General features: G+C 31.7%; 23 protein-coding genes. 2 read left to right on the forward strand and 21 right to left on the reverse strand.

Annotated features, from left to right (window positions below):
* Positions 1-38: 38 nt before the first annotated feature.
* From MKX83_RS24175 to MKX83_RS24205, 7 genes are all read right to left on the reverse strand, one after another.
* Positions 39-401, reverse strand: a complete 363-nt coding sequence (locus MKX83_RS24175) for a hypothetical protein (protein WP_341060391.1) — start codon at positions 399-401, stop codon at positions 39-41.
* 50 nt (positions 402-451) lie between these two features.
* Positions 452-1,522 carry a hypothetical protein gene (locus MKX83_RS24180; protein WP_341060392.1) on the reverse strand — a complete coding sequence of 357 codons (1,071 nt, stop codon included), beginning with the start codon at positions 1,520-1,522 and terminating at the stop codon, positions 452-454.
* Between the two features lie 296 nt (positions 1,523-1,818).
* Positions 1,819-2,298, reverse strand: coding sequence for a hypothetical protein (locus MKX83_RS24185; protein ID WP_341060395.1), 480 nt, complete (start codon positions 2,296-2,298; stop codon positions 1,819-1,821).
* A gap of 150 nt (positions 2,299-2,448) precedes the next feature.
* The gene (locus tag MKX83_RS24190; RefSeq protein WP_341060397.1) at positions 2,449-2,847 is read right to left on the reverse strand and encodes a DUF4320 family protein; all 399 of its coding nucleotides are present in this window, start codon (positions 2,845-2,847) and stop codon (positions 2,449-2,451) included.
* Positions 2,848-2,921: 74 nt separating this feature from the next.
* The gene (locus tag MKX83_RS24195; protein WP_341060399.1) at positions 2,922-3,191 is read right to left on the reverse strand and encodes a hypothetical protein; all 270 of its coding nucleotides are present in this window, start codon (positions 3,189-3,191) and stop codon (positions 2,922-2,924) included.
* A 63-nt stretch (positions 3,192-3,254) separates the two neighbouring features.
* The gene (locus MKX83_RS24200; RefSeq protein WP_341060401.1) at positions 3,255-3,752 is read right to left on the reverse strand and encodes a hypothetical protein; all 498 of its coding nucleotides are present in this window, start codon (positions 3,750-3,752) and stop codon (positions 3,255-3,257) included.
* Between the two features lie 314 nt (positions 3,753-4,066).
* The gene (locus tag MKX83_RS24205; RefSeq protein ID WP_144919623.1) at positions 4,067-4,423 is read right to left on the reverse strand and encodes a DUF4183 domain-containing protein; all 357 of its coding nucleotides are present in this window, start codon (positions 4,421-4,423) and stop codon (positions 4,067-4,069) included.
* Positions 4,424-4,575: 152 nt separating this feature from the next.
* On the opposite strand from MKX83_RS24205, the gene MKX83_RS24210 reads away from it, so the two are divergent.
* Positions 4,576-4,956 (forward strand): DUF4183 domain-containing protein, encoded by a 381-nt coding sequence (locus MKX83_RS24210; protein ID WP_341060407.1) that lies wholly within the window; start codon positions 4,576-4,578, stop codon positions 4,954-4,956.
* A 120-nt stretch (positions 4,957-5,076) separates the two neighbouring features.
* On the opposite strand, the gene MKX83_RS24215 is transcribed toward MKX83_RS24210, so the two are convergent.
* Complete coding sequence (locus MKX83_RS24215; protein ID WP_144919621.1) at positions 5,077-5,652, reverse strand: recombinase family protein; 576 nt, start codon at positions 5,650-5,652, stop codon at positions 5,077-5,079.
* Positions 5,653-5,799: 147 nt separating this feature from the next.
* Between MKX83_RS24215 and MKX83_RS24220 the strand changes: the two genes are divergently transcribed.
* Positions 5,800-8,763, forward strand: a complete 2,964-nt coding sequence (locus tag MKX83_RS24220) for a Tn3 family transposase (protein ID WP_341060409.1) — start codon at positions 5,800-5,802, stop codon at positions 8,761-8,763.
* Here MKX83_RS24220 and MKX83_RS24225 read toward each other — a convergent pair.
* The 13 genes from MKX83_RS24225 to MKX83_RS24285 form a co-directional block, all read right to left on the reverse strand.
* The gene (locus MKX83_RS24225) at positions 8,749-9,135 is read right to left on the reverse strand and encodes a hypothetical protein (RefSeq protein WP_341060411.1); all 387 of its coding nucleotides are present in this window, start codon (positions 9,133-9,135) and stop codon (positions 8,749-8,751) included. The genes MKX83_RS24220 and MKX83_RS24225 overlap by 15 nt on opposite strands.
* Positions 9,136-9,153: 18 nt before the next feature.
* On the reverse strand, positions 9,154-10,116 hold the full coding sequence (locus MKX83_RS24230) for a type II secretion system F family protein (RefSeq protein WP_341060413.1): 963 nt from the start codon (positions 10,114-10,116) through the stop codon (positions 9,154-9,156).
* A 3-nt stretch (positions 10,117-10,119) separates the two neighbouring features.
* Entirely contained in the window at positions 10,120-11,532 is a 1,413-nt protein-coding gene (locus MKX83_RS24235) for an ATPase, T2SS/T4P/T4SS family (RefSeq protein ID WP_341060415.1), read from the reverse strand.
* Position 11,533: 1 nt separating this feature from the next.
* Positions 11,534-12,382: a hypothetical protein gene (locus tag MKX83_RS24240; protein WP_341060416.1), complete on the reverse strand. Its 849-nt coding sequence runs from the start codon at positions 12,380-12,382 to the stop codon at positions 11,534-11,536.
* Positions 12,382-13,203, reverse strand: coding sequence for a Flp pilus assembly protein CpaB (gene cpaB / locus MKX83_RS24245; RefSeq protein ID WP_341060417.1), 822 nt, complete (start codon positions 13,201-13,203; stop codon positions 12,382-12,384). Before cpaB ends, MKX83_RS24240 begins: the two co-directional genes overlap by 1 nt.
* Before the next feature lie 19 nt (positions 13,204-13,222).
* Positions 13,223-13,663: a DUF5411 family protein gene (locus MKX83_RS24250; RefSeq protein ID WP_341060419.1), complete on the reverse strand. Its 441-nt coding sequence runs from the start codon at positions 13,661-13,663 to the stop codon at positions 13,223-13,225.
* A gap of 17 nt (positions 13,664-13,680) precedes the next feature.
* Entirely contained in the window at positions 13,681-16,239 is a 2,559-nt protein-coding gene (locus MKX83_RS24255) for a hypothetical protein (protein ID WP_341060421.1), read from the reverse strand.
* 1 nt (position 16,240) lies between these two features.
* The gene (locus MKX83_RS24260) at positions 16,241-17,230 is read right to left on the reverse strand and encodes a hypothetical protein (protein ID WP_341060424.1); all 990 of its coding nucleotides are present in this window, start codon (positions 17,228-17,230) and stop codon (positions 16,241-16,243) included.
* Positions 17,231-17,242: 12 nt separating this feature from the next.
* Positions 17,243-17,728 (reverse strand): hypothetical protein, encoded by a 486-nt coding sequence (locus tag MKX83_RS24265; RefSeq protein ID WP_341060426.1) that lies wholly within the window; start codon positions 17,726-17,728, stop codon positions 17,243-17,245.
* Between the two features lie 77 nt (positions 17,729-17,805).
* Positions 17,806-19,023, reverse strand: a complete 1,218-nt coding sequence (locus tag MKX83_RS24270; RefSeq protein ID WP_341060428.1) for a hypothetical protein — start codon at positions 19,021-19,023, stop codon at positions 17,806-17,808.
* A gap of 12 nt (positions 19,024-19,035) precedes the next feature.
* Entirely contained in the window at positions 19,036-19,371 is a 336-nt protein-coding gene (locus MKX83_RS24275) for a hypothetical protein (RefSeq protein WP_341060430.1), read from the reverse strand.
* A 14-nt stretch (positions 19,372-19,385) separates the two neighbouring features.
* Complete coding sequence (locus MKX83_RS24280; protein WP_341060432.1) at positions 19,386-19,748, reverse strand: single-stranded DNA-binding protein; 363 nt, start codon at positions 19,746-19,748, stop codon at positions 19,386-19,388.
* Positions 19,749-19,879: 131 nt separating this feature from the next.
* Entirely contained in the window at positions 19,880-20,194 is a 315-nt protein-coding gene (locus tag MKX83_RS24285; protein ID WP_341060435.1) for a hypothetical protein, read from the reverse strand.
* Between the last annotated feature and the right edge of the window lie 436 nt (positions 20,195-20,630).

A 20,630-nucleotide genomic window follows, 5' to 3' on the forward strand; every position in this document is an offset into this window, starting at 1 on the left:
ATAATACTCCCATATGTGGTATTTAGTTTTATTAAAAATTAAAAGGGTTTTGTTTGGGAATTTCTGAAATAATAAGATTCTAACGTAAATGGAAATGTCCTATTTTCTTCTTCAATTAAGTATTTTAATGCATCATCCCAAGTAAGATTTTCATAATCTTCATCACAAACAACTGCCTTCCATTCTCTACAAACTCTAAATTGATATTTGTCTGTTTGTTCTTTTTTTATCGTCAGTTCATTACCCTTAATTACAAGTTTATCTTCATATAGATATCCTATATGGAATTTGCTACTATTCCCTATCTTCTGTGATTCCTCTTTGGTGGCAGAAGAATGCACCAATATTTCCATTTCAAAATTGCCATCATGCAAACCAACTGTAGTAAAATATTTACTCAAAAAATCTTCTCCTTTTTAAATCTAATTTTTAATCAAACAATTAATATAGATTACTTAATTTTATTTTTCCATTTCTCATAATTTTTATCTGGCGAAAAACAATAGTGAAGCCTAATAGGAAATGAAGTTAAAACCACGTTTTCTTTGATGTGTAAAACCCTATTATTTTCATCACCATAATAAAACTTTTGTCTATTTTTACTTAGGGGAGTATCTGCTAGAAAGGTAGCCAGACGAATTGAAGATAAATCATTACTTCTACTTAGTGATTGTTCAGTTGAAAATAAATTTCCTCTATCTACTTCAAATTGGATATGAATATCGTGTATGATTTCCTTACCGTTGCTAAGTTTCCAATGATAACTAATGTCTTTTTCTTTAGGAAATTCGTTTTTAGAAGCAATAATAGGATAAAATCCTGTAGTGAAGGTTTCTTTTCCAATTTTAACACCACCAACAATATATCGTTTATTTGGATAAGGTCTATCTAAAATTATTGGTTGTTCAGGAAGATCAATCCCTTTTATACTTAGTTCTACTTCTTCATTCATATCTTCAACAGGTAAAAAAAGTTTAGGAATTAAATGAAAAAGGTAATCATCAACACTTGGCTTTAAACCATATTTATCAATCATGTATTCATGGAATGCTACGGCTCTATCCTGGATTTCCTTTTCTGTGAAATATATTTTTTCAATTTCGTCTATACTCCATTGAAGGTAGAACATTTTACCAACATGAACAGGATCAAAGTCTGTTTCACCTCGTGTCTTTGTTAGACTATCTACTTTATCTCTATACGTTAAGAAGGATTCACTATAATTTTCTGTATATAACTCCATGAGATAATCTGTTCCCTTTGAGGTTATTTGTGCTTCAATATCGTTTTTATGTTCGACCTCAATATAATCTTCATCAATTAATTGCTCTATTAACTTATCAATATTGATTCCTTGTTTAGGATAAATATTTAACCCCTTTTGAATAATTTCCTCTTTAGTAAGTCCTTTTCTTCTTCTCCTTGCTTCATTAAGAATATTTGCCCTCGCACTATCCAATGATGTAAACCTATTATAATAACTCAGTTCTTGCAAAACTTTTATAATAGCATGTTTGTTCATTAGTTTTAACCACTCTTTTCATTTTAAATTATTTAGGTATTCATGAATACCTTTGTTTATATTATATCACTAAACTGTAATCGTTAACTATTGCCAGATAAAAAAATATACATATTAAAGTTAAACTGTTTACTCTAAATATTTTTTTGAAAAGCTAAATAGCTTATGTAATTGTTTATTATCACATCGAAATTCATAGAATAAGGTATTAGTTTGAATTTCAAAAAAAACAACCAATACATTAATGTGAAGGTTGTTTTTTTGAATCAGTTTTGTATGTAATATTTGAATTTCAATTATTTTTCCTCATATTCTTGCATACTTAATATTATAAGTTCGTAAACTTGCTCATCACAATTAATTACAAAAAGACCAATAGCTAATTCTATTACTTCACCTAGTGTAGTACTTTTTAATGAATTGATTTTAGTAATGGTAGACTTAGGGATTCTAAAAGAAATATTTTTTAATACATGAGTTCTTTTTGTATGGTTAAATACTTTTCTAACGGTAATCATACGAGGGTGGACAGTAATTTTAACCTTTACATCGTCATATGAATTAGTGGTTAATTCCTTATCTAGATCATCAATCATTTTCTGAATCAATTTATTAAAATCAAAACAATCTAAAGCCTTCGCATCTTGTATGCCAATAGTTTTCTTTAGCAAAGCTTTTAATAGATTGCTTTTTTCATCATTAACAACATCAATACAAGCTTCATATAGAATACGATATAACGGAAAAACTTTATAAGTTTTTGATGGAAAAGTCATGCTCATGCTAACTCCTAACAATTTCGTTTAAGTATATATATTCGTCAAATTCATCTTGTCCCCTTTTTTTAATCTTAATACACAAGATTTATAACAATACTTTAGTTTAGCAACATACGAAATATATGTTAAGAGTTCTAAAGAACTACACTAACCCCCATTTCTTTGCCAAACTTCGCTAATACCTGATTTCTTCGCTGATATAGGTAGGGTAAATTGTCCTACACCACTTCCTAATAAATTTATTGCTTTAAAAGTATACTCCCCTTTATATTCGATTGCAAAACGCCCACCTTGTTGAATTTCCCCCTCATTTTCATAAGAAATATTAAATCCTTTGTTATTCATACCTAATTCATTCTCAATTCTAGTATATGATGATTTAACTGAATTTGTAATACCACCTTGCATTTCTGCTTCTTTAGTAACTTGAGCAGTAATTGCATTGGCTTTATAATTCAATGTACCATAAACTATTAGGTCTGGAATAAAAACCATAATGACCATTGACATCATTAGAAAAAAACCGTAACCTATTGCTCCTCTCATGTTAAAACCCTCCTAAAAAAATAATAAGGAAAAGAGTAAGGGAACTATGTTCCCCTACCCTGCTTTGAATTAGTTTATTTCCCCCAACCATTAGGGTTTGTATTATCCCCATTGATTCCATCATTAAAGAAATTACCGATTGATTCAAAGGCACCTGTTGCAAACAAGATTACAATTCCTAAAACAATAATACCCACAACTACTCCTGCATACATTAAGTAACCTTCTTCTACAGTTCCTTTTGATCCTGATGTTTCATCTTTCAAAAACTCTTTGACTTTTGATACTAGTCCTTGTTTCTTAATAGTGATTTTTTGATTAGCTTTCATTAAAAGTGTTTTCATAATATAAATTCCTCCAAGTTTTTGTTTTTTATAAGAAACCCTTAATAAAGGGTATTCCTGTCTTTATAGTAAGGATGAAAATGAATCGGCAATTAATATGAATAAGAAAGTCATGATAATTGCGATTAAAGGAAATATCATAGGCATAACAAATTTTTCAACTTCATCAGGTCTAGATTCAATTTGCTCGTTATAAGCTTCTTCTTGCAATTCATTCATAATTTGTATCTGGTCATTAATAATTTGTTCTGCATTAGTCGAATCTACTCTAGTAATCTGATTCAGAGCAATGATAAACTCTTTAGCTTCTCTCATATCAATTGATCGAGCGAAGTCATCATAAGGAAAAGAACTTGCAGGGTATAAGTCGATTTGTGTAATAAGTCTTTCCACATAGGGTTTTATTAAAGGACCAGCATAATCTATTGATAATTTAGTTGCTTGATAAGGTGTATGGTTTTGTAATAACACTCCAAATGCATCTAAATAAATCGGTAATTCTATTTTCATTTGTTGTTCGTAATAAGCCCTATTTTTCTTTAATGTTTTTTTAGGAATCATATATGCTAAGATTCCTAAAGGAATGGACAAATAAAGATATAAAGTTAAATTGCTTATTACATATAGAAGGAGTGGAATACAAGCCATTATTATAGCTAAGATAGGGGTAGCGTCAGGAAAATGCGGATTTACAACGTTAAGGAAATCCAAATTTAAAAAAGTCTAATATACCAGTGTTGTAAGTGAGAAATTAGGCTTTAGTTACTTCATTAAAGCGCTTTGTTTGCTGAAGATTACATCTACACTATTTCCTTGAAGTGCTCAATAAATTTTTTATGACTTGTCCATTTTTGCCCAATAAGAAGTGGCCAAAATTACACAATAAACATTTGCAGTATAACCGGCGCTCCTTTTATTGGTACGTCCACTGTTTTTAACTTAATTACTCCTCTCCCCACTTCATAGCTTTCTTTAGGTTGCAATACTCCGTTTATAAAAAGGTTCATATATGATACCTTTTTAGGGTCAAGGATTATTTGTTTTCCAATCCCTTTTACTCCATCGTTTTCTTTATAAATTCTGCTACGTCCATCTGATATGGCATAAAATTCAATAACATCTATTTTTTTGGGACAACGAAAATATAAGGAAGTTGAAGGTAAAGAAGGGATCATTAGTAAAGGACTTGGTAAAGTATTTTCAGTTTTTTTTATAGTTATTCCATTTATCATATTCAGGCTAACCTCCATTTACATATCACTATATTTTATAAATTTTTATTAAGATTGTGCTAATAACTTTAACAATTAGATACTTTAGTTTAAACAAAATTTTTTTGTTGTCATAAACTAAATAGGAACACGATAAAGGTGGTGAAATCTAATTGGCACTTCAAATTATGAAACTTGCTATTACTGGTAGTTCTACTGTCGAAACAGTTCCAACTATTGAAAGATTCTTTAATGAAGCAGCTTCGACAGTTACAGGTGCAGGTACTTTAACAATTGCTGTTGAAGATTTCTTTACAGACACTGGAGCAGCCGCAACTACATTACCAGCCTTAGCAACTAATAATAGCTATTTTGACGTTTATATTAATGGTGTGCTACAGATGGAAGATGTATCGGCTTATACAGCTGGTGGTACAGGAGTAGGGCAGCTAGTAATTACAGTACCTGCTGGCTCAACAATAGAACAAAATTCTCCTGTGGTTCTTGTTGTTACAAACTTCTCACCAACATCAAATACTACAATAGTCACTTAATAACGAGTGCCCCTGAATCTAGATTCAGGGGGTTTTTATATTTGTTTTATGTCGTTTTTTTCTTCTACTACGTAATTAGAGATACTCCACAATCGGGACCTTATATGGAATAAGGAGTGACTAATTGTTCACTTCTGACAGCTTTCTATATAATGAAGCCCTAGATACATTTGTAATTTCACAAATTTGATTTACAGTCATATTTCCTTCTTTATATAGCTTAACTGCATAATTCATTCCTGCGTGATTTTTATGATATTTCTTTAACCGTCCTTTAAACTTCCCTTCTTTCTTTGCGAGCTCAATTCCTTCACGCTGACGCATACGAATAAGGTCTCGCTCTAATTGGTTAACACCAGCCATTACCGTAATTAAGAATTGACTGTATGGATTATCTTCTGATAAATCTAGCCATGTGTCCTTAAGTGATTTTAAGCTTGCCTTTTTATTTCGTATTAAATCAATCAATTCAAATAAATCTTGCGTACTTCGAGTGATCCGAGTTAAATCTGTAACATAAATAATGTCACCTTCCTGTAAATCCTCTAACATTTTTTGAAGTTGTTCACGATCCTTTGTGGCTCCTGAAATTTTTTCTTCATAAATAATATCCAATCCAATTTCGTTCAATTGCTGAAATTGCCTTGAAGGATTTTGGCTAGTCGAACTGACGCGTATATAACCGATTTTCCGCAAAAATTTCACCTCATTTTTGAGACAAGTCTTATGAGACACTCTTAACTATGATTTTATCAGTCTACTATACTTGTATCAATAGAGTACACTCTATTGATATATAATTATACTAATAATCTGAAAAATAGAGAAATGGGTTGGTACAATATGAAAATTGCAAGAGGAAGAGAATTACTTACAGCAGAGCAAAGGCAAGCTCTTATGCAAATTCCAGAAGATGAATGGGTCTTGGGAACGTACTATACTTTTTCAAAACGAGAATTAGAAATTATAAATAAACGAAGGCGGGAAGAAAACCGATTAGGGTTTGCTACTCAGTTAGCCGTTCTTCACTACCCAGGTTGGTCATACACGCATATCAAAAGTATCCCAGAGTCCGTTTTACATTACATAGCAAAACAAATTGGGGCTACTTCATCTTCACTTAGCCTTTATCCTCAAAGAGACAATACATTATGGGATCATTTGAAAGAGATTCGTAATGAATTTGGTTTTTTGCCTTTCACTTTAAAAGAATATCGAATGACATTTAAACATCTTCATCAGTTAGCTTTCGAAAATGGTGACACCTCACATTTACTATTTGAATGCTTAGACTTCTTGAGAAAAAATCGAATCATACTACCTGCCATTACTACGCTTGAAAGAATAGTGTGGGAAGCAAGAGCTATGGCTGAAAAGAAAATATATAATACCGTCAGTCAATCTCTAAAAATTGAGCAAAAAGAGAAATTGGAAGAAATCATTAGTTCACATCATCAATCAGAGTCTAATAAAACGATATTAGGCTGGTTAAAAGAACCACCGGGACACCCTTCTCCTGAAACGTTTCTAAAAGTAATAGAACGACTAGAATATATACGAGAAATGGAATTAGAAAAAGTTAATATTCATCATTTACACCGTAATCGATTGTTACAGCTCTCTCGTCTTGGCTCAAGATATGAGCCTTATGCATTTCGTGATTTTCAGGAAAATAAACGTCATTCAATACTAACTGTGTATTTATTACACTTATCTCAAGAGCTAACGGATAAAGCTTTCGAAATCCATGACCGACAAATTCTTAGCCTATTATCAAAAGGGCGTAAGGCACAAGAAGAAATTCAAAAACAAAACGGTAAAAAGTTGAATGAGAAAGTTATACACTTTACAAACATAGGACAAGCATTGATAAAAGCAAAAGAAGAAAAATTGGATGTTTTTGAGGTTTTAGAGTCCATTATTGAATGGAATTCTTTTGTTTCTTCTGTAGAAGAAGCTCAAGAGCTTGCACGCCCTGCTGACTATGATTATCTGGACTTGTTGCAAAAAAGATTTTATTCTCTTAGAAAATATACGCCAACATTATTAAAGGTATTGGAGTTTCATTCTACTAAGGCAACAGAAACACTTTTGCAAGCTGTCGAGGTTATACGAGGAATGAACGAATCTGGAAAGCGAAAAGTGCCCGACGGATCACCAGTAGATTTCATTTCAAATCGTTGGAAAAAACACTTATATGATGATGATGGTACAATCAATCGTCATTATTATGAAATGGCTGTCTTAACAGAATTGAGGGAACACGTTAGGGCTGGGGATGTTTCCATTGTAGGTAGTAGGCAATATAGAGATTTTGAGGAATATTTATTTTCAGAAGATATATGGAACCAAACGAAAGAGAATACCAGATTATCAGTTAGTTTATCTTTCGAAGATTATATAAAGGAGAGAACCGACAGTCTTCATGAAAGACTAAAATGGCTATCTGCAAATGCAAACAAATTAGAAGGAATTTCTTTGGAAAAAGGAAAGGTTTCCATTGCCCGGCTAGAAAAAGATGTTCCAGAAGAAGCAAAAAAATTTAGTGCAACCCTTTATCAAATGCTACCAAAAATAAAGTTAACGGATTTACTGATGGATGTTGCTCATATAACTGGATTTCACGAACAATTTACTCATGCATCCAATAACCGAAAGCCTGATAAAGAAGAAACAATCATAGTCATGGCAGCCCTGTTAGGAATGGGGATGAACATTGGTTTGAGCAAGATGGCTGAAGCAACACCAGAACTTACTTATAAGCAATTAGCTAATGTTTCTCAATGGCGAATGCATGAAGATGCGATGAATAAAGCCCAAGCTGTATTAGTGAATTTTCACCATAAATTAGACTTATCATCCTATTGGGGTGATGGCACAACTTCTTCTTCAGATGGAATGAGAATGCAATTAGGTGTTTCATCATTACACGCTGATGCTAATCCTCATTATGGGACTGGAAAAGGCACTACAATTTATCGGTTTACAAGTGACCAATTTTCTTCTTATTACACAAAAATTATTCATACCAATTCGAGGGATGCTATTCACGTTTTGGATGGTTTATTACATCATGAAACTGATTTAAATATAGAAGAACATTATACAGACACAGCAGGTTATACCGATCAAATTTTTGGATTAACTCATCTATTAGGGTTTAAGTTTGCTCCAAGAATAAGAGACTTATCAGATTCAAAATTATTTACAATAGGGAAAGCAAGTGAATATCCCAAATTAGAGCCTATTTTACGTGGTCAAATAAATAAAAAGATTATTAAAGAAAATTATGAAGATGTTTTGCGATTAGCTCATTCAATAAGAGAAGGAACTGTGTCAGCATCTCTTATTATGGGGAAACTAGGTTCTTATTCTAGACAGAACAGTTTAGCCACGGCTTTACGTGAAATGGGGAGAATAGAAAAAACAATTTTTATTCTAAATTATCTTTCCAATGAATCTTTAAGGAGAAAAATTCAAAAAGGATTGAATAAAGGGGAAGCGATGAATGGGTTGGCAAGAGCGATCTTTTTTGGCAAACAGGGTGAACTTCGAGAACGAACTCTACAACATCAATTACAAAGAGCTAGTGCATTGAACATTATTATAAATGCTATTAGTGTATGGAACACTCTACATCTTACAAAAGCAGTTGAGTATCAAAAAAGATTAGGTAATTTAAATGAAGACTTATTGCATCATATATCCCCTCTAGGTTGGGAGCATATAAATTTACTTGGAGAATATCATTTTAATTCAGACAAAGAGGTTTCTCTAGATTCTTTAAGACCATTAAAGCTTTCTTAACGTTGTTAAAAACGGGGTAATCGTTAGAAAAATTTGCTTAACGTTGTAAATCCGCATTTTCCTGACGCTACCCCAGATAACCCTTCTAATAATAAAACGATTAACACTGGTTTCCATTCTTGCTTCTTGTAATTCGTATTCTAAATATGTTTTATATTTAGTGAAAGAAGTCATTCTTTCAAGAAAAGTTATTTCTTCTTTTTTGAATTCTTTTTCTTTTTCTTCCTCTTGTAGAAAACCTTTTAATACAAATTTCCTCGATGTACGAGCATCTGCTACAACTGTAATAGTCTTATATGCCAAAGCTATAATAGATGCTAGTAAAATAAATTGTGAAACTTGTACTAACAATCCAGTTAACTCTATGTTCAATTAACCTCCCTCCTTTTCTTAAATTTGTACTTGCTCATCTGCCGTTGGATCATAGACTTCTAGTTTCTCAAGTTGTCTATAAGTAATAAAAATCAAAAGAAATGTGAGTCCAAAGACAATACTTGAAGCTATATGATTCATCACCACTAAATAGTTATCCATTGAAACAAAAATGAATAAAAAGGGTGCTGATAACGAAAGTACAACAAATGCTTTCCACGTTTTGAAATTCTCTTTATGAGCAACCTGTAATTTTTTTCTGTATATCTCTTTACGTTTCATCTTAAATGCAATTGAACGTAAAGACGTAACGTCTGTACTTCCACTTTTAACAATTACATCTAGTTGGTCATGATACAGCCTTACTTGTTTTTGATGATAACGATTATTCATTTGCTCAAAAGATTCTTTGACACTTTTACCATCTTGTAACTTAATTATTGCTTCTTCGACATCATTTTTTATTGGATATTCAAGTGATGGTAATATTGATTGTAATGCTTCTTTTGTATTATTGAATGTACTCATAGCAGTTGCTAACGAGGACATATAAATAGCTAATTTATTATCTAATTCCTGATAATATTTTTTCTTGATATTATGCAATTTAATATTAGATGCAATAATACCCCCTAATATCGCTAGTGGCATTATGAAGATAATAGGTTGAAAATAAACGACAATAACAACTATTCCAATTGCTGTTCCAAGTGTAAATGTCGAAAGGAATGATTGTTTAGAAATTTCGACACCATATTTATTAGATTCTGACATGATAAACGAAGGACTTACGTAATCAAGAATACCTCTTTTATCCAACCAATCTACAATTTTGTTTGGTTTTCTATCTTCTTCATCCTGTAGCATTAGAGAAAGTCTTTGTCGTTTTTTCTTAAAAGTAATTTCACTTATTTGAATAAAAGTAATATAAGCAAGTAAAGCAATGATAGTAATACCAACTACAGATACTATTATGTTCAATTTTTACGCTCCTTGTATAACATATTTATCATCGTTAATAGGTGCTAATTCATTTAAAATAGAAATTTCATTGTGTACTTCTTCTAAACGATTCCATAATTTTTGCGACATATTACCTTTCCTAACATGTCTTTTTAATTTAGGATCATATTCGAACAAAATATTGGCAATAACTCTACCATTTTCATATCCAAGGTATTCAACAATTTGATTTATCTTCCTGACATTATTAAACTTCTTCAAATGAACACCAATTTTAAAGCTGTTTGTTATCCTTTTTCCGTAGTATTCATCGGGATGCTGATATGCTTTTTGACAAAGAACAATAAAACGAATAATCGTATCTATCGCTGATTCAGCATGCAAAGTTGTATCAACAATATGGTCTGTTTCAGACGCTTCCAGAATATCTAATGATTCTTCTCCCCTAGATTCTTGTAGGAAAATATATTGAGGGTTTTGTCTCATTGCATTCCTTATATGATAAGAATATCCGAATTGTTTCTTATCATTGTCTGATGCTTCTCTATTCTTCCACATTTTAATTGGCTTTTCAGGATATAATTCATCTAAATAAGTTTCTGGTGTGTCTTCTATCATGATGATAGTTGCATTGGGTTTTGTATATCCTGTAAAGTACCTTAGAAATTCTGTTTTCCCTGATCCAGTACCCCCACTAATCAGGATACTTTCAGTTGCAAATACTCTTTTGATGAAATTAATCATCAATTCATTTGCATATCCAGTTTTGTAAATATAGTCCTCATCAAACCTCAACTCTTTAGAAATAATACGTATCTGTGTACTTACATTTGGTGATAAATCCTGACCAACAATATTTACACGCATATAAGGAAAAACCGCATCTATTGAAGGTTTAGCCGTAGATAAAGATTTATTGGATGCATAAGCAAAACGATTACAAAGTTCAAAATAATCTTGCTCGCTACTAAAAGATATATTCGTTCTGTACTCACCTTTATAAATATCATCCACCCATATGTTATTCCAACTAATGATATTGATATCTGTTATAGTGTCAATTTCAGTCAAAGGTTGAAGTACATCTAACCCCGTAATCTTTTCAACCAAATACTCTGTTACTTCTTCAATCGAAAAATCAGATATATGTTTAGAGTATTTAGATAAAAACTCCTTGCTTGAAACATGAGTTTGAATAACACTTTTTAATTGAATTTGCTTTCTCTTATTTCCAAACGAATCTCTAATTAATTCTCTATGTTGCTCTTGGTTTAAATACTCTTTTATATAATTTGTTACATCTTGTAATTTATTTGAAAACTTAATCTTTGGTTTTATTTGTTTGTCTTTTACCTTCTGGTATAAGAGCCTTTCAAGATTAATAACGTTTCTCTGTTCGGTTATGAGTCCCTCATAAGCAACTATATTATTCATCTTATACCCCCCTGTTAAAGAAAGTTCGTTTTCTTGGGCTTGTTTGGGTGATTGAGATATTTAGCTTTAATGCTAAACTTTCAAGCTTTTCTTGAATTGTTTCAGAACCGATTTGTAAAGATAACTCTTCTTTTTGACGGTGAATATCATATGGAATAAGGATTGGTTCTTCTTTTACAAGTTGATTATATTCACTAGGATCTACTTCTTCACTTGTCATATTCATAACGATATTCCAGTTTTCTTCTAGGTTCGGAATGTTAGAAGATAGAAATGTAATTGCATTTTTATTTTCAAATAACCTTGTAGCACTTGGTGTTACAATATTCACCACTTTGTCAGAACTTCCGATAACTTCGAAACCAAATATAGAATACAATTCTATAGGAAGGTTTAATATTACATATTCATATTTAGTAGTTTTTAAAGAATAAATAAACTTACTGATAAAATCTTGTGCTTCTTGTTCTGCCTTTTCTTGGTCTTGAATAATAGTAGGAAAATTAGATTCTTGAAATGATATAGGATAAATCAAATAATCTAACCTTTTAGGTAAGTTGCTATATAATTTTTTTACATTACGATCTTCGGTTTTCAATAATTCTTCTTTTGTTAATACATGTCGTTCCACATCGAAAGACTCTTTAACTACTGTTTCTTGGAAGTATTCATTAGTATTTCTTCGTGTATGTGTGATTTGAGTTGATAACGCAACGGAAGGTTTTCTATAATCCAGTTCAACGTATAGCACCTTATGTTCATTTTCTGCAAGTAATTTTGCGAATGTTAGAGATAGAGTTTTCTTCCCTTGTGAGTGTGCTACTGAATAAAAACTTATAATCTCTGCCATTACTTTTCACCTTCTTCTTTCTCTTTTTGTTCTTCTTTATTATTTATTGATGTCTTATTAATAAAATCAATTACTTCGTTTTCTTCATTTGTTACTTCTGCATCTAATTCGTAAGATTTACCTGTTGCTATTGGTACAATGTCCCCTAGTAATTTAGCTTTATTAACCAGTCCATTTAATTCTTCTGGAATTGCAAATATATATATCTTAGCTAGATTATTTTGGTCTTTTCCTGATTCCTTTTGTTCTTGTCCTTGTTGATACCCTTCTGGATCAAATACGTTCGATGCAGAAGCATCTTTGACAGCAACAACCCTTACTTGGGAAGCTAATTTTCCAAAAATAGCTTTTGATACATTATCTTCATCAATAAGTGAACGGAAATAAAGGTCAACATTGCTATTAGGTATAATACTATTTCCTAAACTAGTCTCTAAATCTACTAGTAAAGAAAAAGCAACTTCATTTTCATTCAATTCCAGTATTCCTGAATCTGGCATTTCGCTTTTCTCTACAATTTTATTTGAGTAAACAAAACTATGACTTGGTATTCCATACCCTGCAACTGTCCATTTCCCTAAAATATCTTCTTTCTCTTTAATTGCATCATTGGGTACACCTTGTATTGGTACTATAATGGTTTCTAACATATCCTCTGTAATTTCTGTTCTTGGTGGTATGTCTGTTTTCGTAACAATTACTTGTTGTTCGTTGATTTCAGCTTTTATTGTGAAATTGGTATATGCTAGTATCGCTGCTATTAACGCTAATACAGTAACTAAAGATAGGATTCTTTTCTTCCATACGCTTTTTTTCCTCATGAGAACCTCCATAAAAGATTTACTTTCTAGTTTCCTTTGCTTCAAAAATGACAATTTCTCTGTTTCTAATGATAGTATCTGTTAAATCGTTTTCTTCTGAAAATCGGTTTGCCATATCTTGAAATGGTGTTCCGATTGTTGAATAGGATTCCACTGCTAGGATTGGTGGCTTTGAAGATGAATGATAGATATTTAAATATCTATCACCATCGTAAAAGTCTGATGCATCAGCAAATTGTCTTAAAACTGCTTCTTCTGCTACTTCTTCATTTATAGTTATTTCTTCGTTAACCCTAGCGTTTCCCCAATTTATAGCTAAAGTCATTGCATTTCTAGTTGAGTTTTCCGAACTTTTTTCATTATCACTATCAGCAATAGTTAAGTACTGAAATGATACTGTGAAAAAAGTTAAAAACAAGAGCATCATGATAAAAAATCCACTTAAAACCATTTTAGACATTTAAAAATAACACCTCGTTATTCTTTGCTTGGTATACTTATTGAATCAAATATCGATTTACCTAACTCATACTCGTAATTCTCTTTTTCGTTGTATTTTTTTATTTGTTCTATAGTTTCTGTAGTTAGAAAATAAGTCTTTTCATACTGTGAAAAAGGTATTTGATTAGGGTATTGATACCATTCGTTATACCAATTATTCAAATTAGTAATATGAGATTCTTGACCGTTCCAATTCCAACCTATACCAGATGGGAAAGGGTTATTAGGAGTAACAGAACGCTTAATAAAATCATCATTACCATTTGGATCACCAATAATTGAACCATTTACTTCTACTTCACCAATAACACAAGTATTCAAATTATTCACACCTGCGTTTTCTATTAAAGTAGTAAATTCATAGATACCATCTGGCTGTTCAAAAGGTAAAAACCATTTTCTTCCCCCATCTAAAAGATTATCGTGATAATTTCTTTCAGAATGGTTTTCTGTTAGAAATACATTTCCACTAAATTCTTCAACAAAATAAACAGGAACTTTCCATTCTTTCTTTTGATCTTTACTATTACCAGTAGTCTTAGTATTCTGCAAAGGCACTTCAAAGCCACTAATTTTTAATTTGTTTGTTGGACTATTCCATGTACTATCTTTATAAGGTAAATGCTCAATTAAGGTTGGCATGTAAGATTTAGCGTTGTTAGGAGATTCACTATTAGTCTCAGAATCTTCATTTACATACCTAGTTGAAATAGTATATTCAAAACCGAATCCTGCCCTACGATTTTTATGTTCCTCTGGAATAGCAATGGTTGTATATACTTTTTCTTTAAAAACTTTTTGCCCTTCACCAGTTGAGTTTTCCGTTCTTATAATTCCTTCTGCATAAGATGTTTCATTAGGTTTGGCACATGCGTTAGGTGTATATTGACTAGCGACATGAATAGGAGTAGAACGGGTATTGTTACTATAGGTTTCTTCCGTAACACCTGAAACAGCCTTTCTTTCAGGGTTTATATCAGCTAACACTGTTCCTGCATCAGTAAGTTTCCACGTATATACAAGAGTTTTTGTTTCGTTTTCTCTTAAAGTTACATTTTGAGTGCCTTTTTGTGAATTGTTGAATTTGACAATAACAGGTGTTGTCATCGTGGTGTTTCCTGTTTCTACTTCCTTTAAATCATTCAATTCTTTTTTATAGTGATCTATTTCTTCTTGCAATGTATTAATTTGGCACTCTTTATTAACAATTTCTTGCCTTTTAGATTGCAGGTCTTTCATTAACTTGTTAATCCTGTCGTAATTATTTGTTTTCTCTGCTTCTTCAAGGTCTTTCTTTATTTTAGATTCTTGTGATTTCAAAGTAGTTAATTCGTTTTTGTAATTTGTTATTTTTGTATTTCTTGTGTTTATATCTGACTGAACATCTAACTTTGCTTCATTTCTATCACTGGCATAGCTTTTTCTTTTTACATCAACCTCTGTGACTGTATTAGAGTTTTTATTTACTGTTTTTCCGTCTATTCTTGTTACTTCAAAATCTAACTCATAACTATATCTTGGTTTTGGTTTAACAGGTTTTGGACATGATGCAGTAGGAGGTGGAATATAATCAGTTCGATAAGATAATAAGGCTTGCTCTCCCCCAAAAGTCCAATATGCTGTATTCGCCCATTTCTTAGCATTTCTATCCTCTGATGACCGTACACCATACCATACTGCTGTTGTACTTTCATCACTATCATTCTGAGTATAATATTTACCTGTTTGGAAATAGCGATCATCCCCTAATTCCTCTCTTACTTCAGCAGGTATCTGTCGTGGATAACTTCTTCTTAATACGTTTGTTCCATTCATTTGTAGGCTTCTTGCATTAATACCACTGGACAAAGATACTTCACCTTTTTGAAACTTCGTATCGGAGAATTCAAACGGAATATTCAATGGTGAATACACTATATGACTACCGACTTTTTTCACAATAAACAATGTCCATGATGCCGATTCGTCTTCATTTGCAAAGAGTTCATCCAGTGGTAGGAAAACATCAAATCCTACATTGTCATACCTCATATTACAATGTAATTCATTGTCTCGGTTTGTGGCATTTGCAGGGCATTCATTCCAAACTCCTGCACCTTGATTATTATATTCAAGGTCTTCTGTAGCACTTAAATTCCCTCTTGGAAGTGCTTTGTAAATTTTAGTTTGCCCAACCCCACTTAAACCGATAACTTTCCTTGCTACAATATAAGTTTCATGATTTGTAGTTGTATGCCTTTTGTGACCTTGTATAACAGACCACCCTTGAAAATTCACATATTTCCTAGTACCGTCTCCAAAATTTTTATTTACAATCTTATATCCATTTGATGTGTACTTTTTACTGTAAACGTCATAGACTAATCGTTTTCCTGTTGTTGCAGGGAAATTTTTAAGACCTAAATTATCATTCCATCCATTTTTAACACTTGAAGGTACATCATATGGTGTTTCACCATGCACGATTTTTGTATCAAAAATGAATGATGTAATGAAAAGAATTAATAGAAAACTGAGTGTTTTTAAGTATTTCATTTTAACCTCTCTTTCTATACCAAATGATACCTCCTGTAACTAATCCAACTAGACCAACGATCACTGTAGAAATTAATAGGATTGATGGTGATGAACTCTCTGTTTTTACATCAGAAGATAATTCTTTATCACTTGCATTTAACATGGTTTCTTCACCTTTTTCTTTATCTTCCTTTACATCTTCTTTGTCTTCTTCTTTATTTTCTTTTTCATCTTCTACTTTCTCTTTGTTATCTTTCTTTTCTTCCCCCTTGTTATCTTTATCTTTTTCTTTATTTTCAGCCGATGCAGAAGCAACGGATTTTACACCATTATCCTTGGTATTACTATTTGTATTATTTGAACTAGAATTGCTTGAATTAGATGTACTTGCTTTTGTTGTATTTGAATTAGATGTAATTGCCTGTGTTGAGCTTGAAGTTGAACTAGATTTACTTTCATTTTTAGATGAAGAATTATTTGAATTAGACGTGCCTTTATTGGATGAATTGTTATTTGAATTATTATTTCCAGGCTTAGGCTCTGGCTTTGGTGTTGGTTTTGGCTCTGGTTTCGGTTCTGGCTTTGGTGTTGGCTTTGGTGTTGGCTTTGGCTCTGGTTTCGGTTCTGGCTTTGGTGTTGGCTTTGGTTCTGGCTTTGGTGTTGGCTTTGGTGTTGGCTTTGGTTCAGCTTTTAATACAGTTGATACTGTCAGAACAGCAGTACTAGCACCACTTGGTGGATAAATAGTTATTTTTTCTCCATTTGTAACAGGTGTATTTACTAAACCATTAACACTAAATTGGTTTGTCGATTTTGTGTAGTAACCAAATACAAGCCCATTACATTCTCCACTAGCACTTGCAGGATTACTCATACTGGTATGTTTGTCTGAAATTATGGTCATGCTACATTGTGCTGTCTCTGCTCCTGCTTCATTGGGGAAACTTAAAATATTTGCTCCCAACAATAATCCCGCAGCTACTGTCATAAACTTGTTTTTCAATTTCATGGGTTTTTCCTCCTAAAATGAATGTAATATTATTACTGTTAATAATATCGGCAACGATTCAGGTCTGATAATAACGTTACCTTCCGTTCTATATGCAAAAAATGTAATTTCTTTTCTTTTTAAATCTTTAATTACTTTTATAAAAATGAATTGAATGAAAGATAATACTATATATAAACCAAATGTCACAAGAACTAGAAAAGAAAAATTATTAGGCTGATAGATGATCTGTTGAAAAGACGTAATTATCATCAACATTTTTAAATCTCCCGCACCTAAATTTACTGGTATCATTTTAGACATGACCATCCAAATAATTAATACTAAACTTACTGATGCTATAGTAATCAATAATGTTTTATTTAACATACAGGTAATCATGATTACTATTGCCATGAAAAGATGCCATATGTTTTTTGTTTTAAGTGTTAATGTGTCAGTTATTAAATTCACAATCATATATATTAACATTACACAGAAAAAGTATTCGGTATTCATGATTACTACCCCTGTGTTAATTATACTTGCCAACCACAAGGTTAGCAAGTACTTCCTTCTCACTTTTTTTACTTTTTCTAGTATTTTTTAAACAATCTTTTAAATGACAGTGGCTCTTTTCTTTTAATATCTATAAAATCTTTAGGAATAACTTTTACAATTAAGGGTAGTAAATTTTCTTCGAATATATCTCTATAATTAGAGTCATATAATAATTTGGATTTATAAATATTCTTTTGTATATCTTCATAAGGAATATAAGGTAATTTAGCTAAAGGTTTTCTATGGAGCATTTCATTCCATGCTTTCACATCAATTCCTTTTATATACTTCATATTTACTAAGTCATACCTTGATATTTTTTGCTCTAAATTTAGAAAATCCATAATCTTTTTCTCCTTATGGTTATCCCCATGATGATTATATAATGACCAATCATATTTTATGGGGTCAGCTTCTACACACAAATATATAAAATCAGCTATATATAGGTATTTTTGAATTTCAGGGTCTAACCATCTATCAGAGATATCTACAATTAGAACATTTGATTGAATTGTATGAGAAAGCACAAGAAGATTTTCGTATGTGAAAGATTGTAATGGTGGTTTCCTAGAATCTATTACATGCCATTTCACATCAAATTGATTCCATTCATCACGTTTTGATCTAGCTAGACCATCTGTTTGAATTTCTCTAGCTATATCGTAATATTCCTGTTCCTGTGTATGTATCTGTAAATAATCAAACATATAAGGTTTAATTAAAGGGTGTTCAACGTATGATACATCTATCCCTCGTTCTGCTATCATTCTTGCTAGATTGGTTGCTAAAATCGTTGAACCTGCTCCTTTATATAAAGAGCCTACCACAATTACTTTTGAGGGTATCGCTTTATAAGTCTCTCTGATAACCTCTTTCTCAATAATTTTTTCTTGTATGATTACTTTTCTTTTTTCATTCTTTTCATAATATATCTCTTCATTATTTTCTTCTTTTTCCTCATTTGCATATTTAGATCGAATTTCAGGCATCACTGCCTTAACATCATTTTGTATTTCAATATATTCACAATTATACTGTCTCAATACTTTGATTAAAGCTTCATATTCTTCCAGTTGTCTATCAATGATATATAAATCTGCTTTATAAAATTCTATAGCATCTTCTAACTGTTGAATCGTTTGAGCATTTTGTTCTCTAATAGTTACATCTGATAAATAATCTTCATTATGGATTAATTTTTTCAATAAGTTAAATGCCATATCTGAACGAACGGAAAAAACAAACTTCACCTTTAAACCCTCCTATTTCGTTTCAGTTAAAGATTCGATATTTATTTTCGATGCTAGTTCTTCCTGAATTAACTTATATATTTTTTCTTTTATTTCATTTGGGATGTTATCTACTATAGCCTTCATATTTACTTCGATTTCATCTAAATCATTTACCATAAGCTTATCATTTAAAAAGAACGCTTCACTAATCATATTTTGAGTTCTTTGTAAGTCACCTTCATGAAGAAAAGAATACTTTTTAACGACTGAGTGAATAGCCCTAATACTAATTTCCATTTCGTTTTTCAATTGATTACCTAAAGATTTTTCAACTAAAACATCAATGTTCATCATACCGTTTTTCAAGAGAGTCCCTCACTTTACTGTTCTTTCTTATTGCCTAATAATCTAAGCAATCCTTTTCCTCCTGCAACTTCAAAATGGAGTTTAAAGTGTTCTCTTTCCTCACTGTCGTGAAAAGTTGACGATTTGAGATTGCCCTCAAACATAATCAACGAACCTTTTTTACAGTGGTCACTTATAATTTTCGCTTTATTTTCCCAAGCAACACATGGTATATAATCAGATCCACTGCCATTTTCACGATTAACAACTAAACCAAAATTACATACGGCTTTACCATCAGGTAAAAATTTAATTTCCGGGTCTTTGGCTAGATAACCGCATAATAAAAGCCTTTGAAAACTTCTATTAAAATTACTTTGCGTTTGTTGTTCACTCACTACACACAACTCCTTAGTATTTATATATTTATTATATCATTAATAAGTAAAAAAATAAACATTAAAAAGATAAAAATAATAACAAAACTTGTTAGTCATACACTTGCACAACTAACAAGTCGGACAACGTATTAGACAACTATTGATTTCTTACTATCCCTTTCTATTAAATCATCTATAATTTCTATTAACATATCATTAAATACATCATTCACCGATTCAACAACTTTAGATACGCCATTTTCAAAGGTCATTACCTTTACATCATATAAATCCTTGCTGTTAAGGTTTATTTCTACAAATGCACCTTTAGGATAAATAGGTGTCCTTACTTTAAATTTCAATCCATTCGGAGCATCCATAAATTCAAAAGCCCCCCAAGCATACAATGCGTTCCCATCCAAGATTTTAATTTGATCCCATATAATCCTACCAATAATCTTCATTTTCTTGTTTCCCTCCGTAAATTATAATATCAATTCGATATAATTATTATATCAAACAGAAGTAATAAAATCAACATAATAAAGATAAAAAAAGTAACATTTAATAAAAATAATTTCATTAAATGGGGTTGCCTTATGCCCTTACCCCTTGTATTGGGGATTGGAGGATGGCTAGTCGTATGGGGGCTAAACCCCATGGTCTTAATAGCGTAACTAGTTAATGACTTATGAGAAGGCTTCTGGTGCGTCTGTGAGGGCGATTTGGCAGGTACAATAGGGAAAGCTAGCCGACTATCCTTAAATCCTCGTATTGGGTGTTTGTCGGCTTGGCGATTATGCCACACCTGCCAAAATTCGATAGACAAGGAGGAAAGGGTGGAGATTTTTTTGAGCATAGCGATCCGTAGGACAAAAAAATACTACCCGAGCCTTGTCT

The organism is Cytobacillus sp. FSL M8-0252 (assembly GCF_038007345.1).
Taxonomy (GTDB): Bacteria; Bacillota; Bacilli; order Bacillales; family Cytobacillaceae; genus Cytobacillus; species Cytobacillus kochii.

Excerpts from the sequence above, each read along its gene's own strand:
- MKX83_RS24180 (WP_341060392.1), bottom strand. The coding sequence starts at position 1,522 with ATGAACAAACATGCTATTATAAAAGTTTTGCAAGAACTGAGTTATTAT.
- MKX83_RS24185 (WP_341060395.1), bottom strand. The coding sequence starts at position 2,298 with ATGACTTTTCCATCAAAAACTTATAAAGTTTTTCCGTTATATCGTATT.
- MKX83_RS24190 (WP_341060397.1), bottom strand. The coding sequence starts at position 2,847 with ATGAGAGGAGCAATAGGTTACGGTTTTTTTCTAATGATGTCAATGGTC.
- MKX83_RS24195 (WP_341060399.1), bottom strand. The coding sequence starts at position 3,191 with ATGAAAACACTTTTAATGAAAGCTAATCAAAAAATCACTATTAAGAAA.
- MKX83_RS24200 (WP_341060401.1), bottom strand. The coding sequence starts at position 3,752 with ATGATTCCTAAAAAAACATTAAAGAAAAATAGGGCTTATTACGAACAA.
- MKX83_RS24205 (WP_144919623.1), bottom strand. The coding sequence starts at position 4,423 with ATGATAAATGGAATAACTATAAAAAAAACTGAAAATACTTTACCAAGT.
- MKX83_RS24220 (WP_341060409.1), top strand. The coding sequence starts at position 5,800 with ATGAAAATTGCAAGAGGAAGAGAATTACTTACAGCAGAGCAAAGGCAA.
- MKX83_RS24235 (WP_341060415.1), bottom strand. The coding sequence starts at position 11,532 with ATGAATAATATAGTTGCTTATGAGGGACTCATAACCGAACAGAGAAAC.
- MKX83_RS24240 (WP_341060416.1), bottom strand. The coding sequence starts at position 12,382 with ATGGCAGAGATTATAAGTTTTTATTCAGTAGCACACTCACAAGGGAAG.
- cpaB (WP_341060417.1), bottom strand. The coding sequence starts at position 13,203 with ATGAGGAAAAAAAGCGTATGGAAGAAAAGAATCCTATCTTTAGTTACT.
- MKX83_RS24250 (WP_341060419.1), bottom strand. The coding sequence starts at position 13,663 with ATGTCTAAAATGGTTTTAAGTGGATTTTTTATCATGATGCTCTTGTTT.
- MKX83_RS24255 (WP_341060421.1), bottom strand. The coding sequence starts at position 16,239 with ATGAAATACTTAAAAACACTCAGTTTTCTATTAATTCTTTTCATTACA.
- MKX83_RS24260 (WP_341060424.1), bottom strand. The coding sequence starts at position 17,230 with ATGAAATTGAAAAACAAGTTTATGACAGTAGCTGCGGGATTATTGTTG.
- MKX83_RS24265 (WP_341060426.1), bottom strand. The coding sequence starts at position 17,728 with ATGAATACCGAATACTTTTTCTGTGTAATGTTAATATATATGATTGTG.
- MKX83_RS24285 (WP_341060435.1), bottom strand. The coding sequence starts at position 20,194 with ATGAAGATTATTGGTAGGATTATATGGGATCAAATTAAAATCTTGGAT.